Source organism: Rhodoferax sp. GW821-FHT02C08 (assembly GCF_059421805.1).
Genome location: NZ_JBWKVR010000045.1, coordinates 1 through 15,725 on the forward strand (window position 1 = coordinate 1; position 15,725 = coordinate 15,725).

Sequence of the window (15,725 nt, forward strand, 5' to 3'; positions counted from 1 at the left end):
AATTTGATGCTTTGTACACCGGACTCGGCCAAGGTCTGCATTTCCCCAGCCTGGCTGATGCCGTCCTGGTTCAAGTCGCGCCAGACACGCAGGTTGGCATACTGTGCGTCGTTGGCGTCAAACACACCGTCACCAGCGCCCACTGTCACACCATTGACCACACTGCCTGTATCTAGTTCGCTCAGTGCAGCAAAGCCATTGGCCGCCTTTTGACCGTTGGCGAGTACCGTTTCATCGCCAAACAGTTCTTTGCCCGAGTCGATGCTGCCATTCCCATCGCGGTCCCACACCAGCATGCCGTCATCGGCTCCGACCCACGCAGTGCCGGTTTTAATAGTGTCGCCGTTGGAGTCGAAGAGAACGCCTTTGGATAAAGGGGTGATTTCCAGGCCATCACCATCTAAATCCAAAACTAGTGGATCGGTATAACGGATGGTTTTTACTAGGGGGTCGGGGGTAGTGCCAATGGTTGGGGAAATGACGGGGGACGGCGCATTTTTCTTATACATGTCGTAAAAGTTGTACGCAGCTCCACCAACGGTCAAGACAACACCAACTACTGTTAAAGCAGGCACTGCAACACCAGCAATTGCAAATGCACCTGCAACTATTCCGACGGCATTACCTACAGCACTGATCGTCTGGCCCAACGTGGCTCCATTTGGGTCGGCCGTGACAGCACCCATTGTCAAGGCAACAGTGTTTGTTATTAACCCCAAGCCTGGTATGGGCCCAGATACTGCTGCGATGACTTGAGTAACACCCGCAGCGGTTTCGACTTTTGAGCCTGCGTTAATGGTCTGAATGACGTTGTCAATACCACCCACTGCGGCTGCGTTTATATCAAGATATACGGTGATTCCGTCTAAAATGGACATGGTATTTATCTCAATTGAATAGAGGAAGAGTTATGCAAATTACTGTTATGAATGCGAGTGTCAAATAAGCAGAAATTACCACTTTTGCAAATAGATCATTTTTCTTGGCATTCTGCCAAATTACCCCTATTGAATAGGGTAGTTTCTTTATTGCACAGTAGATAGCTGGCCCAAGCAACCCGATGGCAAAAAGCACCATGTAGATCGCCGGAAGCCAAGGATGAATTTGATATAAAGAATTGAATATTTGTTTCATTGTGTTCTAGCTTGTTATCAAGAAAGGGGAATCTTTGACCTGTAATTGGAGTCACGCAGGCTCATGACTACTTGCAGACCTTGCACCCAGCCGCTGCTGCCAATATTGGTGACTGTTTCAGCCGCATCATTCACAGTGATAGGCGTGAACTCTCGTACAAAATTGTTCTGCGCCAAGATAAAACTACTGGCCTGGCCGGTGCTGCCATCGGCATAGGTGTAACTGCCGCTTTGCACCAATTGGGCATCGCCATAGTTGGTACTGGTGACCGTAGTTGCCAACTTGATGCTTTGCACACTGGTTGTCGCCAGAGTCTGCAGCGTTCCCACCTGGCTGATGCCATCATGGTTCAGGTTGCGCCAGATGTGCAGGTGATGAACTGTCCGGGTGCGCATAAGTCTAGTTTTCCAAGGCACGGAATAAGTGGTTTGTCGTAGGCCACGAGAATAGCTTCCTGCCTTGAAGTCCAAATCGATGGATAAGGCTGAGGGACAGGAGCAGCCATCTGGATGGTGCAAACCGATATGCCCGGCGCTTTGGCGAATGAGCCCACGGCGTGGGCAGACGGACAGTGAAACGAGCGTGGAACGCCATACGCACCACGGTTTACAGGCGCCTCATTGGCAACAACAATCAAAAACAACTCCCTGACCCTGGTTTTCTGAACACAAGTGAATTTGTGTTTCATTTTGTAAATTTTATTGTAAATGGTTCTTTGTTGCATCCTCGAAATGAGGGATGTATGCCAGTGTTGTGGAGCTCGGTGCGCGTTGGTGCTGCATGGCCTGCCGGTATCGGCATAGGGCAGACTGGGATTCCCAGGCACAGAGACTGACGGTGTGTAAGGAAACTGGGCGAGGCTGTCGCCCTTGTGTCGTCAACGATCATGCTGCCTGGCCGAAGGTCGTGGCGAAGACCGACTGCACAGTAAGTCAGGCTAGACGCCAAGCAGATTTAAGCGATGCCTGTGGGGCGGATCGTGCATGGTTACATGCAACGATCTGGGGGAAGCCTCCGGCGGCCTGGCAGGGGCCTAGTTAAAAAATTCCCAGAAACCAAATTTACCGTATGCGTCAAAACTCTATGGCTGAGAAGTTCACAGCGTTTCAGGGCCAGCTTTTGAGCAAGATCTAAAAACACAGTGGCGTTTTTGAATCGGAATAAGTGGCAAGGTTTGAATCGGATTCACTGGCTGGACTCGGATCGGAATGACTGGCCGGTTTGAGTCGGAACTGCTGGCTTTTTTAATCGGAATACGCAGCGCACGACGAAAAGCCGAAGGATTCTGTTTGAACGAGCCTGATTCAGTCAGAGCAACGATGCGTTGGTTAAAAGCGCCTTGCGTTGACGACAGTTGTTCGCGAGTTGTGTTGCTTCCGTCACAGCATCAACGAAAAAAAGGGCGGTACCACTGTCATTACAGTTTGGGTTTGTCGAAATGGTGCGTCATTCGCATGTAAACGCGTGGCTCGACTGACTTTATTCGCCATGTCCGAAGTAGGCCGCTTAAAGCATGCCGTTCCGACGGACTTTGCATGGGTAGGCCGCTCTAATGGAATCAAGGACTTACAGAAGGTAAGTCCGACAGACTTTATTTGTTCCAGTCATAAAATTTATAGCATAAACTTCATATTCCATAAGCGATAGAGGTATTTTTATACGGGAAAATACAATTCGTCGAGAGCTTGCAAAAAAAGGGGCTACTGGCCCCTTTTTTGCGACGCTTGTCCACATCCTCGCGCCAGTCGGCCTCTTCTTCTGGGCTGAGGTTCCTAAGCAGATCAGGCACTTCCACAAGCGCTGCGCTCTTCAAGAGCTCACCGGGGTGGCAAAAGTCGGCGTCCGATACCAAGTTCACGCCGGCGTCACGATAGGCCTGTGCTACCAAACGCGAACAGAACTGCCTCCGGCCGGCAACGAAACCGGCCAACACGCTCTTGGCGGCACCGGCTATCGTGTATCGAGTACCAACCGCTGATCTGGCGAAAGAAATGATGGCGCGCAATTGGTCAGTGGTCAGCGGCCTCACCGCCCGAAGCACATGACCCTCGCAGCCTGGCTCAAGAATGATCCGCTCAAGGTTGCGTGCGTGAACACCGTCGCCAGTCGAATCAATCACGCTTGACTTGGCTACACAGATCATGGCGTGAGAAATGTCCGCGCCCGTGACCGTTTCAGCACTTAGATAGCAAAATATACTGTATATATAACCAGTGTATGTAACTCTGCCAATGCTAGGAAGCCATATGGAAACCATGATTGAAACCCTATATACCGTCTCACTCAACGACTATCCCGATCTGCCCGCTAAGGAGCGCGTGGCGGCAGAAGTGCGCTACTGCAAAGTGCTGGAACGGCGGATCGGTCCACCGGAAGATGTGGTACATGCGCTCAAGGCCATAGAGCGTTTGTCGGACGATGGCGATATGTCAGAACTCACCGACGAAGCTCGTCGGCTGGCGAGCCAGTGGCATCTGGCCTGCAGCTCGGCGCGGACGGCCGGCTTGCAAGGGCTGGGAGATCTGCCCGAAGCTTGGTTCGATGTTCGCGTTTCGTGAGCATCCTTTAGCCTGTAGAGCGGCTGAGATTCACAATCGTCTCAAACTTTGCGGCCCTGAGCTGCTTCCATTGCGAGCACCGTCAGCATCGAAATATCGAAATATCGAAATATCGAAATATCGAAATATCGAAATATCGAAATATCGAATTCTGAACCCATGTTGAACATCGTTTTTACGGCCGTCACCGCTGTTCTTACTGCCGCAGGGGCGCTGGTTTTTGCGCCGATCCTGTTTGGCAGAAATCTCAGCACCTGGGAAGACCTGCTATGCGGCGGTTTCGCATTGGTCATCACGGGCTTCATACTGGGATATCGGAAGCGCCAAGAGCACAAGCGGTTGATTGGCATGCGTGACTCTGCACTTTGGTAACCCAGGTAAGCGCTGTTCATTGCTTGATTCGTACGCGCGGAGCGCGCGCGATATCCATATAGAGCTCTTTGACGAAGTCTTTCAGCTCATCCCCGACGATGTCGTTGTGCCCAGCGATGATCTCGGAATACGTTCGTATGTTCCAAACGATGTTGTAGGGGCCGAGATCACTGGCCTCGCGCTGTTTTAGCACTAGACCATCGCACATTTTGCGGGTCCAACCCTTATCCAGCGTCAACTGTCCACTGCCATCGATCCTAGACGAAAAGAAATCTTTTCGCAGTCTTTCGGATGTGCGCACCAGATCTGAGTCTTTGTCGCATTTGAGGTCTGTACTGGATTTGGTATTTGCATCCAATGTCAGGTCGTGCGTAAGGTAGTCATCAATGTGACCATGCGTGCGCTTCATCGCCACGGCCTCCTCATCGCTCGTCGACGGATATTGGAATATGGTATTGAAAAATCTTGCTATTGGGAATGCATTCTTCGTGGCGAGGTCTGCCTGCGAAGTGATGGAGACTAGAAGCGGAGGAGAGTAGAAATCTCGCTTATATTGGCGAGCAATCCTGTGCAGCGGCTCGTACCGGCTGGCCTCAAATGCCGGATTCAAGAGAATCACCAAATCAGCAACGCCGTGCTCGCGAACGCTGACGGGGTGTTGCTTGTTCTTGGGGATGTCTACCGTCTCGGAAAGCGTTTCGATTAAATAAGGCGCGGTCGATGCATATAAGATCCATGCGCCAAAGCTGTGACCGATCATCACCGTCGTGATCGGACAGTCAGTCGCGGATTTTTCAGAACTTATTGCACCACAATCCTTGACACATTCGGCACTGCCTTGTCGATTCCAGTGTCCGCGCAATGCTTTTATGCGTGCGAAAAACTCGCGTACGCTGCCCTCCGATACGTGAAGGGCAGCATTCTTCCTTCCCCAGAAGGTCGCATCTTTGAGAATCGGAATATCGATGCTGTCACCATTCCAGCCGATATAAAAACCGATGACTTCACGTCGGTCCCCTTCTTCAGGTTTTTGCTCTTCAAATTCGGCCTGCTCCTTCAGCAGTTCCTTGAACCGTTTCACGTCCCGATCACATTCCTTTGCGGAATGGTGCCACCCGTGCACGTAAACAAACGTCGCAACGTTGTGTGTCTCGACACTCTTGGCGAGGTTCTTGATCGCATAGTCCATGGGCGAAGACGGGGTATCCTTATCCGCGCCGCGGTAGCTCGTATCCGGATACTCCCATCCTTGGTCATCGAATTCTAGATAGTGGAGCGTATAGGGCGGATTGAGCGAAACGCGGGAGGTTGCCATTTCCTTCGCCGTATCGAACGTGGCGGGATTGTCACAATCCGGATCGTATTGGGCTTGAGCCAGCAAAGAGTGCTCCGGTACGCTTGCACAACCGGCGAGTATCAACAACAAGGTTGACAGCAGAAGTCTGCTCAGCACTATTTTCATTGGATTCCCCTCATCACCAGATGATCTGTAGACATCCTGTAAGCACAGCTCACTTACACCCACTGTTGCTTTTGTCGCATTGAGTGGGCTCCGGGCCCAGTCCCAACTTCCAAATCCCGTGGCCGTTAGGGCGCAAAAGAGGCCGACCAAGTGGGCATACCGATCGATATGACTGAGCTGCCGCGTGGCGGGACAGAGCTTGCCGGAATGCAAAAATTAAAAACTTTGGAAACGCCTCAACGCCACCTTGTCGACTGACCTCGCTGGCGATGGTTCAACCGCATCGGCTTCGCGGCGTGTTCGAAGTTTTCATGCCGCTTGTAGCTCGAATCCTGGGGCACTCTGGCCTGGCCAGAGCTCGTATTGCACGAAAGCTCCGGCCACACCACCAGACCTGGGACTGGCTGTAATTCCAAGCGCCCGCGCCGCCGCAATGCTAATCTCCCCTATCTTGTTTGTGGGCCCTAGATCAGCGACCACGCAGTCCACGGACTTGCCACGGTAGGTCACCCTTGCGCGGCAGCCGCGCACGATCCCCTTGGTGCGCTGCACGATGATGGGCGGCACCACAATGTAGGAGACAGTTTCGGCGTCTACATAGGCCGTCGGATCGGAGGTCGCCTTGCTACGGTCTCGGTACCAAGTAACCGATGCGATGTTTCCGCCGGGGAAGATCTTGGGCTGGTTGTCGACATCTAGAAGAACCACACTACGAGCCCACCCAAATTTGCACATCACTTTGTTACCAACAATGGTCAGGCCTCCATTTGCTAGTGATTCGCTACCTGTGTCATCGACCCGGTAGGCCCAAGGCTTAGCGTTCTGACCATTTGCGCCATCGGCGTCAATATCGGCGTCAGCCACGAAATGGACTCTTCCGTCGGGATCTTCCATGATGGATGCGACGAAACCATCGGCAGCGATGGTTCCTATCAAGTGCCCCGTTAGCGTCGGCGGCGCATCGGTCGTCGCGTCGACCATGGAGGGCAGATTGACCGTGGTACCTAGTCCTGCTTCATTGAAATCAGCGGCAAGCACATACGATGCCTCTGCGGTCGTATACGCCGGATCCCAGTGCGTGTTCTCTGGAACCTGGCTGTGTCCATAGTGTCCGCCCGTTGTGTCCCACAGCGTCGCATCCCTTACGTGGCCGCCAGGATCCTGCCCACCAATCGCTGGCCGTGGTGCTCCACCAGGCCACACCCTTGGAACCCCATGCGTGGCCTCGATCCAGCGACAAAGCCGGGCGACGAGTGCGAGTGATCGCGCATCTTTGGGCTTACCCGCAAACCCGACTAGCTCTATTTGGATAGCAGAGTCTCGATTAGTTTCAACGCCACCCTTCGCATTGCGTAGTGCCATCGATCCGAAGTCGGTGTCGACGTGTTGGTAAACCGTCGTGGCATCCACGGTGAAATGCGGGTCGTCTCCATTCTTGCGGAACGTCGACATGGCGCCTGCAGCGTCATTACCTTCCGTGGTGTGGTGAACGATCTTGAACGGGCCCCCCAGGTAACGACCGCAGCCCGCTGGGTTTGTGATTGGGCTCCACTTTGCAAACGGACATCTCGCCATGACTTCCCCTCGTTGGTACACCGTTGCGACACCGGAGGCGAGCCGCACCCTCGACGTCACTGTCGTGACTTCGTCAGCCAACGTCAACGCGAGATTTCAAGCACTGGAAACTAGTTTCATCAAAACTAAGGAGGATTACGGCGGCAGAGTATGCAGTTCGTTCACGATGGGAATCCGGTGGACCTACTGACACAGCAGAAGGTGTGTTGATCGGCTATTGCTTTCGGAGCGGGTCACGCCATGCGGTCCGCCGAGGCTCCGTTGGTTAGCTTCAAGACCATCCAAGATTCGCCTCGGGACGGCCACTAAGCGGCTCCTGTGAAGCATCAAGCGACACGAACCACATGGATAACATATGGTTTACTGAACTAGCTATAAACGATAAACTATATGTTATGACAAAAGCATCCTCTGCCCTGACCCAGATGCCGCCATCAACGGTTGCGGCGCTGGCGCAGCTCGGGGCCGACCTGGCTGTGGCGAGGCTTCGCCGCAAGGAGTCGCTCAAGACGTGGGCGAAACGCATTGGAATAAGCGTTCCTACGCTGCTGCGCCTGGAGGCCGGCGAACCCAGCGTGAGCCTGGGCGTGCTTGCCACCGCACTATGGCTCGTTGGCCGCGACTCGGCGCTGGCGACGTTAGCAACGCCACAGGAAGACCGGGGAGCGCTCGAACTGGATGTGCGTCAGGCCGAAGCACTTGGCAAAGCGAGGGTCCGCGCAACGGCAGAGGCAAAAATGAAAAACGCCTTGATGCGGCAGAACAAAGAAGCTGAAACTGCCCCAAAGGGCGCATCCAATAAGCCGAAGATGGCGCAGAGGAAGCAGGGAGCATGAGACACAACGACCTGTATCTGTGGTTCCTCTCCGACCCGGCTGCACCGCGTTACGTGGGCAGGCTCCGGTTGGTCGACGCTGGCAAGGGAGTCTCCCTTCAGTATGGTGCTGATTGGTTGGCCAGTGGATTCCCAATCAGCGAAGATCTATTGCTCGTGGACATCGAACAGCTGCCGCGATGGAAGGGCATGGCGGTGGGTGCCGTGGATGACGCCCGACCTGACCGCTGGGGTGAGCGCGTCATCCAATACCTTGATAAGCCTGCGCGCTTGTCCATCATGGAGTACCTGTTTTATGCTGGCGACGACCGCTTTGGTGCACTTGGAGTGTCGACCTCGGCTGACGCATACGTCCCGCGCCCCAGGAGCCCGTTGCCGCGGCTAGCCCAGGCGCAACAGCTCAGTGAAATCGTCCGAAAGGTCAGCGCCAAGGAACAGGTCAACGACATCGAACGAAAGATGCTGGCCGCTGGTGGCAGTTTCGGGGGAACAAAACCCAAAGCACTCATCGAAATCGCCGGTGAGCAGTGGGTCATCAAGTTTTTCAACAATGAACCTATCGACGTTCCGCTTATTGAGCACGCGTCGATGACACTTGCCAAGTTGGCCGGTATCACAGTCGCCGAGACAAAAGTTGTATCGCTCATCGGTGAGCATGCGTTGGCGGTGCGCCGTTACGACCGTAACGGCGTTATGCGCATCCATTGCATCTCGGCTGGTACCGCATTGCGCGCCGAGACCGTTGCGGGGCAAGAGCCGGAGCTGGGCTACCCGGGTCTGGCCCAGCTGCTGCGGCGTGCGGGCGTAGCCGAAGGGAGCCTCAACCTGCTCGACATGCAGGAGCTGTTTCGTCGCATGGTGTTCAACATTCTTATCGACAACACCGATGACCACGAGAAGAACCACGCGCTGATGGTGGTCGCGCCGACCAGGCAGGGAAGGTATCGGCTGAGCCCTGCCTACGACGTGCTGACCACGAATTCAGGCCAGGGGTACCAGGAGTTCATTGTCGGAATTGACCTGCGTGATTCAACCCTCTCCAACGCCATGTCGCAGTGCGAGCTTTTTGGTTATACACCGGCGCAGGCCGCCGCCGAAGTCGTACGCGTCATTCAGGTGGTAGGCGGGTGGCGCAAGCACTTCGCCGAATGTGGCGTCTTGGACGCCGATCTTGATAGCCTGGCAGAACGCATAGACGGCGACCAGTTGCTTGGCCAAAGGCAGAGCTTCAACCCCGCTGACTATGCTACCCCTGCGCGACCTCGGCGTCGGAGTCCTTTTGTCAAATAACTGACTTTTTTGGGCGTCGAGTAAAAATGCGTTTCAAGCAATAAGATCGACGGTTCGCTCACCCGCGACGTGCTAACCTAACTGACGAATGGTCGGACTGGTGCGTTTACCGAGCTTGATGTAGCGCTCAACTGCTCGGATTCGGTCTTCGTAGGAGTACATGAACTACTTTCAGGTATCCAAATTTTCGTCCGCACCCCCGATGGGGCTTCAGCCAAGACGACGGACACACAGGTGTGCGTCGGACCGGTGACCAGCAGGTTATCGAGTTGGGCGGCTAGGAGTAAGAGTGATTGCATCGAGGTGCTGCTGCACGGAGCTGTTGGCCGGACAATGCGGTCTGTGGGGGGGGCTTCGGGCGGCTGACGACGGAGCTGTTCCACCCTTGGGACTGGCAGGCGACAACCATTGAGCAGTTCATTCAGATCGTTGACGCCTACATCTACTGGTATAACGAAAAGCGTATCAAGATCTCCCTTGGCTCACTCAGTCCCCTCGAATATCGAGCGAACCTCGGACTTACGACATAAACCAGTCCAAGCATTCCGCCGTACCTCCAGATGGAGAAGTAGCAGCCCAGCTTTACTACCTTTCGTCTTGCCCGTCGAACCAGCGCACATCAATGGTGTCGTCCGATTTCCATTGAGCACGTTTAACGCCGCGTCAAAGTTCTAGTTGCTTGATATAGCTATCCAAAACTTGAGCATCTATCCGATGGGGGCGACCAGGCGAGCGGCCAATTGGTTGATCTCCGCTCTAACGGATTTCATATTGCCCCCCCGTAGCTTGATATCGTCAATCACGCCTATTAGCCCACGGAATAGCAATGTTGCGGTCAGAGCTGGGTTGACAACAGACCAGGCGCCTGCGTTGTTGCCTTCTGCCAGCATTTCCGCAAAGTCTTTCATAAAAGAGGCATCCGTAGCAGTCCATCGAGCAGACTCCATGCCGCCGCCAAAAGCTATGTCGTAAAGGCTACCCATCGCTATATAGTTGTCAACGGCTGCCTGAACCCATATGCTAAGGCGGCGCAAATAATTCTTTTTTTGAGATGCTGCGGCAGCATCACTCACTCGCTCTGCATAGCGAGTAATGAAGTCTTCACGCAGAGCAGCCAGAAGCGACGTCTTGCTCTCAAAGTGATGATAAAAAGTACCCTTAGCAATGCCCGCGTGGGCGACGATCTCGTCTATCGTCGTAGCATCAACGCCCTGCTCGACGAATAGAACAGCAGCGGAATCCAACAACTTGCGAAACCTCAGTTGACCGCGTTGCTGCGGCTTACGGGCTCTTATCGCCGATGCCGCTTCATTGCGGTCGGCGCCCGTCACTTTTGGCGGCACCTTTGAAATCACTAATTCCTCTCCATTTGGCAAGCTCGAGTCCCAAGTGTAGTTGTTTAGGCCCGTGTAGCCAGTGCCAACAGCAAGAGTACGACTCCAGATGTGCGGCATACCGCTCGGCTCTGATTGAATCAATCTGTTCGGACACCGGTTGAACATCGGTTCGATGTACCGCGATTGCCCAAGTTTCATGAAGGATCTGCCAAGTCTCGTAGTTGTGAAACGGGTCTAAATTTATGAGGCTGTCCTCAACGTTGTCAGTGGTGGACGTTAGTGTTGTCAAGTCGACGGAAACCGCACCGGCTTGGTCGGTGTCCCCAATCGTTCATGAATATCAGAAGTGCACATAGAGCCAATAGTGCTTGTCACGCTGGTTTGCGATTGCTTAGTTGGCGGTGAGGTGGTTGCTTACCAGTAGTCATGAGTATGCGAATTTGAGTGATCAAACATCTGCGGTCGACACGAAAAGACCCCATGCGTTTGCTGGTGTATTTTCAGTTAGGGCTAAAATAAATACCGACCAAAAGTCGGTTTTATGTTTGATCACCAGGATAGTTCTATGCATCCACTTCCTCGGGCGCTTCGCTTCTGTGCCCTCCTCTCCCGCGCTGGGGCGACATCCATCTCAGCAGTCATCGTGCTGTTTTCGGGGTGCGCACAGGTCCCCAATCTCGGACCGCGTCAGAAAATTCAAGATACGCAGGCCCTGGCGTCTTCAACCTCCCTGCAACAAGGAAATATAGTCGGCGAATGGCCAACTGATGCATGGTGGTATCGCTACAACGACCCACAACTTGACGCCCTAATGGCCGAAGGCCTGCGTGATGCACCGTCCTTAAAAGTTGCACTAGCACGACTGGAAAAATCGGCTGCGTTGGTTGAAAAGCAAGGCGCAGAGTTACGTCCTAAGGCCGACCTCAGCGCCTCGACAACCCTCCAACGCCAAAGCTATAACAACGGCACGCCAGCCGCCTTCCTACCCAAGGGGTGGAACGACTACGGACGGGCAGCAATTGAGTTGCGCTATCAAGTCGACTTGTGGGGAGGTCTGCGGGCGGAACTTGCAATGGCCAGTTCCGAATGGCAGGCGGCACAAGCAGAAGCGGCACAAGCCCGACTGGTGCTCAGTTCGCAACTGGTTCATGCCTATGCAGATTTTTCCCGACTATTTGCGCAAACTGATACTGCAAATGCAACTGTGGATGTACGGCGTAAGACGCTTGTCCTGATGGAAGGTCGACAGCTAAATGGACTCGAAAATGCTGCGGCGGTCCAGCAGGCGCAATCTCGACTAGCCCAAGCTGAAGGAGCGCGGCTTGCTCTGAATGAGTCGGTTATGCTCCAGCGCCATTTGATCGCCGCGTTGCTCGGTGCAGGCCCAGATCGAGGCCTCGCGTTGCAGCGCCCCCGGATCGATTTCGGAAGAGTTCGAGGCCTGCCGCCGAAGCTGGAGCTTGATTTACTAGGCAGAAGACCGGATGTTGTTAGCGCCAGACTACGTGCTGAAGCTGCTAGCCACCGAATCGATGTGGCTCATGCAGCCTTCTATCCGAACGTGAATATCAGTGCGATGTTGGGTTTACAGTCATTTGGCCTAAGTATGCTTGGCCACCGCGACTCGCAATTCGGCAGCGTTGGACCGGCCATCGGTCTGCCTATCTTCGACCAGGGGCGGATCAGCGGTCAATACAAGCAGAATCGAGCAATTTACGACGAGGCCGTTGCTCAGTACCAGGACACATTGGCCAAGGCGCTGCAAGACATTGCAGATGTAGCGTCCAGTGAGGGGGCGATTGACGGTCGCCTGGAGCAGGCACGCAATGCCACCGACTCAGCACGAGAGGCGTGGAGCATCACAAAACGTCGCTACGACGGCGGCTTGTCTACGTTTCTTGATGTACTTAGCGCAGAAGATGGTTACCTGAACCGAGTCCACGATCTCACCGCGCTTGAAGCGCACATGCTATCTCTCGACATATCGTTGATCCGCGCCTTGGGCGGTGGATATCAGCGCTGACCCTAACCCCCAAACGAACACAGAAATCTCATGTCTCAAACTCCCGATACCATCGTTGCAGCCCCAAATACCAATCGCCGTCGGACCCGTCTGTTTGCTCTTGTTGGAGTAGTTGTAGTCGGTGTCGTTGCTGGTGCCGGCTACTACAGCTTCTTCGGTCAACGGTACGTTTCTACGGACAACGCCTACACCGCTGCCGAAGTCGCCTCGATCACACCTGCAATCACCGCTATCGTAGCCAACGTATCCGTGATCGACACGCAACGAGTGAGCAAGGGCGACGTACTCGTGGTTATGGAGGACGTCGATACTCGCCTTGCCTTGGCTCAAGCAGAGGCTGAACTCAGTCGTGCTGTACGTCGCGTGCGCACATACCATGCCAATGATGCAGGATTCACTGCACAGGTTCAAGCACGCGTGGCGGAAATGAGCCAGGCGGAAGCACTGTTGATAGTCGCCCAAGCCGAGCTCCAACGTACAAAGATTGATCTAAAACGACGGGAGGCGCTTGCTCAAAGTGGCTCCGTTTCAGGCGAGGAACTGTCGAATGCTCAAGCGGCATTCAACACTGCCCAGGCGCGCACGGCGCAGGCGCAAGCAGCGGCGGAGCAAGCACGCGCAAATCACGTTGCAACACTCAGTGCACAGGCAGCAAATGCAGCCTTGATCGCCGAAGCCGGGCTTGAAGACAATCCTGAAGTTGTACTGGCTCGTGCGCACCGCGACCAAGCCAAAGTAGACGCCGAGCGAACCGTGCTACGTTCACCAATCGACGGTGTGGTAGTGCGCCGCCAGGTTCAGGCGGGCCAACGTGTGCAAGCCGGCACTGCTGTGATGAGTATCGTGCCGACTCAAAACGTTCATGTGGATGCCAACTTTAAAGAAGGTCAGCTTATCAAAGTGCGTCCAGGACAGTCAGTGGAACTGAAGGCCGATCTCTACGGCAACACGGTTGTCTACCACGGTGTGGTCGCTGGATTGTCCGGTGGGAGCGGCTCGGCATTCGCAGCCATTCCAGCGCAAAACGCTACAGGGAATTGGATCAAGGTCGTGCAGCGCGTACCTGTGCGCATTTCCATTGACCCCAAGGAACTCGGCGAACGCCCATTGCAAGTTGGACTCTCGATGGAGGTAACCATCGACACGAACAGCCAACCCACTGAGAAGACGGCCGCAAGCAGCTCTTCATCCACGTTGTGAGGTACTTGCGATGAGTGCCCAATCACTACCCATAGCACACGACTATGCGCCATTGCAGGGAAGCCAGTTAGTGGTTGCAGGCCTACTGCTGGCTGCGGCCAATTTTATCGCCGTGCTAGACATGACGATTGCGAACGTTTCGGTGCCCACAATAGCGGGTAATCTTGGCGCAACGACCAGCCAGGGAACTTACGTGATCACATCGTATGCCGTGGCCGAAGCAGTGACCGTGCCGCTGACCGGTTGGCTTGCTCGCAGGTTCGGGTCTGTACGAGTTTTCATCACTTCAATGCTGTTATTCGGCGTCTTCTCCTCGCTGTGCGGGCTTGCAAGCAGCCTGGGAATGCTCGTGTTCTTTCGCTGCCTTCAAGGCCTAGCCGGCGGACCGCTGATGCCACTTGCCCAAACTTTGCTCCTGCGGATCTTCCCGAAGGAAAAAGCGGCTGCAGCGATCGCCATCTGGAGCATGACCACGGTGCTGGCACCGATCGCAGGACCAATCATCGGCGGTGTGATCTGCGACGTTGCGAGTTGGCCGTACATCTTCTTTATCAACGTACCTGTCGCACTACTTTGCGGCCTAGCTGGTTGGCGAATGCTTCGGCGCTACGACTCAGCGCCCCAGCACTCGGGCATTGATGCAGTTGGCCTGGCACTGCTAATCGTCTGGGTTAGCTCACTGCAGTTCATGCTGGACAAGGGCAAGGAGTTGGACTGGTTTTCGTCCGCAGAAATCATCACACTGGCCGTCGTAGCATTGGTTGGCTTCATAGCTTTTGTCATTTGGGAACTTGACACGAAAAACCCGGTTGTTGATCTAAGAGTATTTCGGCACCGAGGGTTCGCTGCAAGCGTGATAACCATCAGTCTCGCCTTTGGAGCGTTCTTCAGTGTCACAGTATTGACACCGCTTTGGCTCCAGAATACGTTGGGCTATACCGCGACAACTGCTGGATGCGTAACTGCGCTCTCGGGCATCTTGGCGTTCTTCATGTCTCCGATAGTCGCCAAGTCTGCTGCCCGCGTAGATCCGCGTAAGCTTGTGTTCATTGGAATTGTCTGGATGGGTGCAGTAACCTTGTTCCGCAGCAGCCAAAGTCCTGACGTAACCTTCTGGCAAGTTGGGATGCCTTTGTTGGCGATGGGGATGGGGTTACCGTTCTTTTTTGTGCCTCTGACTCGTCTGGCACTTGCAAGCGTTGAGGACGCGGAGACGGCATCGGCCGCAGGCTTGCTGAGTTTCTGTCGTACCGTTTCCGGTGCGTTCGCGACCAGCCTTGTCAGCACTGCTTGGGAAGACCGCACTACCATCGCTCGTGCGGAGGTCGCGGGGATGGTTGATCGTTTCGGTGATATGAGTGCGCAATTTGCGGTATCGGGTTTCACGGCTGAGCAAGGATTGCATCAGATAGCTCAAATGGTGTCGGTACAGAGTCAGACAATCGCCGTCAATCAAGTGTTTCTGATGGCCGGCTGTGCGTTCTCACTTTCGGCGCTCGCCATTTGGATAGCGCCAAAGGCCCACCGCCCAAACAATGGGGCTTCATCTGCACATTAACCGTCGTACGGTGCGAAAGAGCCCTCGACTGACCAGGAACTGCATTCTTGTATTTCTTCCTGTACCTCACCTCTCTTTTGATGGTGGATGGAACTGCAGCTACCGCCAAAGTTCATCCTCATCATCAGGTGATGCTCAATTGATAGAGCTTGTTTCGCATCGAGTGCCATAGAAACGTCTAGCCTCGAATTCGTTTTCATCGCCATGAGCGGCCCGAGACATCAAGCAATGAAGGCCGAGCAATGGGAGCATCTAGGCATGTAGAGATAAATTGCCACAATCTCGGGGCACGCTAACGTCGCTACTTAGGGCAACGCTGAATAAGTCCCGAGCTGGCGCGTGATTTGCATGTTTGCGTTCCTCATTCTTGAGGAGGTAGGG

14 protein-coding genes and 1 pseudogene are annotated in these 15,725 nt (G+C 54.4%); 8 read left to right on the plus strand and 7 right to left on the minus strand.

The genetic code is table 11. The annotated features are described in order from the left end of the window. The 4 genes from AC07VY_RS26210 to AC07VY_RS26225 all read right to left on the minus strand — a co-directional run. On the minus strand, positions 1-878 hold an 878-nt coding region (locus AC07VY_RS26210; protein WP_495100081.1), incomplete at its 3' end, for an SPM autocatalytic domain-containing protein. Between the two features lie 10 nt (positions 879-888). Beyond that, positions 889-1,134: a hypothetical protein gene (locus AC07VY_RS26215; protein WP_495100082.1), complete on the minus strand. Its 246-nt coding sequence runs from the start codon at positions 1,132-1,134 to the stop codon at positions 889-891. Between the two features lie 17 nt (positions 1,135-1,151). Further along, entirely contained in the window at positions 1,152-1,529 is a 378-nt protein-coding gene (locus AC07VY_RS26220; RefSeq protein ID WP_495100083.1) for an SPM autocatalytic domain-containing protein, read from the minus strand. Between the two features lie 1,232 nt (positions 1,530-2,761). Beyond that, on the minus strand, positions 2,762-3,391 hold the full coding sequence (locus AC07VY_RS26225) for a YiiX/YebB-like N1pC/P60 family cysteine hydrolase (protein ID WP_495100084.1): 630 nt from the start codon (positions 3,389-3,391) through the stop codon (positions 2,762-2,764). Here AC07VY_RS26225 and AC07VY_RS26230 point away from each other — a divergent pair. Next, a complete protein-coding gene (locus tag AC07VY_RS26230) occupies positions 3,381-3,692 on the plus strand; it encodes a hypothetical protein (RefSeq protein ID WP_495100085.1) in 312 nt (103 codons plus the stop codon). The genes AC07VY_RS26225 and AC07VY_RS26230 overlap by 11 nt on opposite strands. 159 nt (positions 3,693-3,851) lie before the next feature. Continuing rightward, complete coding sequence (locus AC07VY_RS26235; protein WP_495100086.1) at positions 3,852-4,064, plus strand: hypothetical protein; 213 nt, start codon at positions 3,852-3,854, stop codon at positions 4,062-4,064. Between the two features lie 16 nt (positions 4,065-4,080). Here the strand turns inward: AC07VY_RS26235 and AC07VY_RS26240 are convergent, their stop codons facing one another. Both AC07VY_RS26240 and AC07VY_RS26245 read right to left on the minus strand, forming a co-directional pair. After that, positions 4,081-5,526 carry a hypothetical protein gene (locus AC07VY_RS26240; protein WP_495100087.1) on the minus strand — a complete coding sequence of 482 codons (1,446 nt, stop codon included), beginning with the start codon at positions 5,524-5,526 and terminating at the stop codon, positions 4,081-4,083. Positions 5,527-5,835: 309 nt separating this feature from the next. Further along, the gene (locus AC07VY_RS26245) at positions 5,836-7,101 is read right to left on the minus strand and encodes a peptidoglycan recognition protein family protein (RefSeq protein WP_495100094.1); all 1,266 of its coding nucleotides are present in this window, start codon (positions 7,099-7,101) and stop codon (positions 5,836-5,838) included. 395 nt (positions 7,102-7,496) lie between these two features. Between AC07VY_RS26245 and AC07VY_RS26250 the strand changes: the two genes are divergently transcribed. The 3 genes and pseudogenes from AC07VY_RS26250 to AC07VY_RS26260 all read left to right on the plus strand — a co-directional run. Next, positions 7,497-7,937, plus strand: coding sequence for an XRE family transcriptional regulator (locus AC07VY_RS26250; protein WP_495100088.1), 441 nt, complete (start codon positions 7,497-7,499; stop codon positions 7,935-7,937). Beyond that, positions 7,934-9,226 (plus strand): type II toxin-antitoxin system HipA family toxin, encoded by a 1,293-nt coding sequence (locus tag AC07VY_RS26255; RefSeq protein ID WP_495100089.1) that lies wholly within the window; start codon positions 7,934-7,936, stop codon positions 9,224-9,226. Before AC07VY_RS26250 ends, AC07VY_RS26255 begins: the two co-directional genes overlap by 4 nt. A 320-nt stretch (positions 9,227-9,546) precedes the next feature. After that, positions 9,547-9,756, plus strand: a pseudogene (locus AC07VY_RS26260) (IS3 family transposase); the annotation flags it as partial. 177 nt (positions 9,757-9,933) lie between these two features. Here AC07VY_RS26260 and AC07VY_RS26265 read toward each other — a convergent pair. Further along, entirely contained in the window at positions 9,934-10,761 is an 828-nt protein-coding gene (locus AC07VY_RS26265) for a TetR/AcrR family transcriptional regulator (protein WP_495100090.1), read from the minus strand. A gap of 343 nt (positions 10,762-11,104) precedes the next feature. On the opposite strand from AC07VY_RS26265, the gene AC07VY_RS26270 reads away from it, so the two are divergent. Genes AC07VY_RS26270 through AC07VY_RS26280 form a run of 3 tightly spaced genes read left to right on the plus strand, consistent with a single transcriptional unit; the run spans position 11,105 to position 15,344 of the window. After that, complete coding sequence (locus AC07VY_RS26270) at positions 11,105-12,586, plus strand: efflux transporter outer membrane subunit (protein WP_495100091.1); 1,482 nt, start codon at positions 11,105-11,107, stop codon at positions 12,584-12,586. Between the two features lie 30 nt (positions 12,587-12,616). Continuing rightward, entirely contained in the window at positions 12,617-13,786 is a 1,170-nt protein-coding gene (locus tag AC07VY_RS26275) for an HlyD family secretion protein (RefSeq protein WP_495100092.1), read from the plus strand. A gap of 10 nt (positions 13,787-13,796) precedes the next feature. Further along, on the plus strand, positions 13,797-15,344 hold the full coding sequence (locus AC07VY_RS26280; RefSeq protein ID WP_495100093.1) for a DHA2 family efflux MFS transporter permease subunit: 1,548 nt from the start codon (positions 13,797-13,799) through the stop codon (positions 15,342-15,344). The last annotated feature ends 381 nt before the right edge of the window (positions 15,345-15,725 follow it).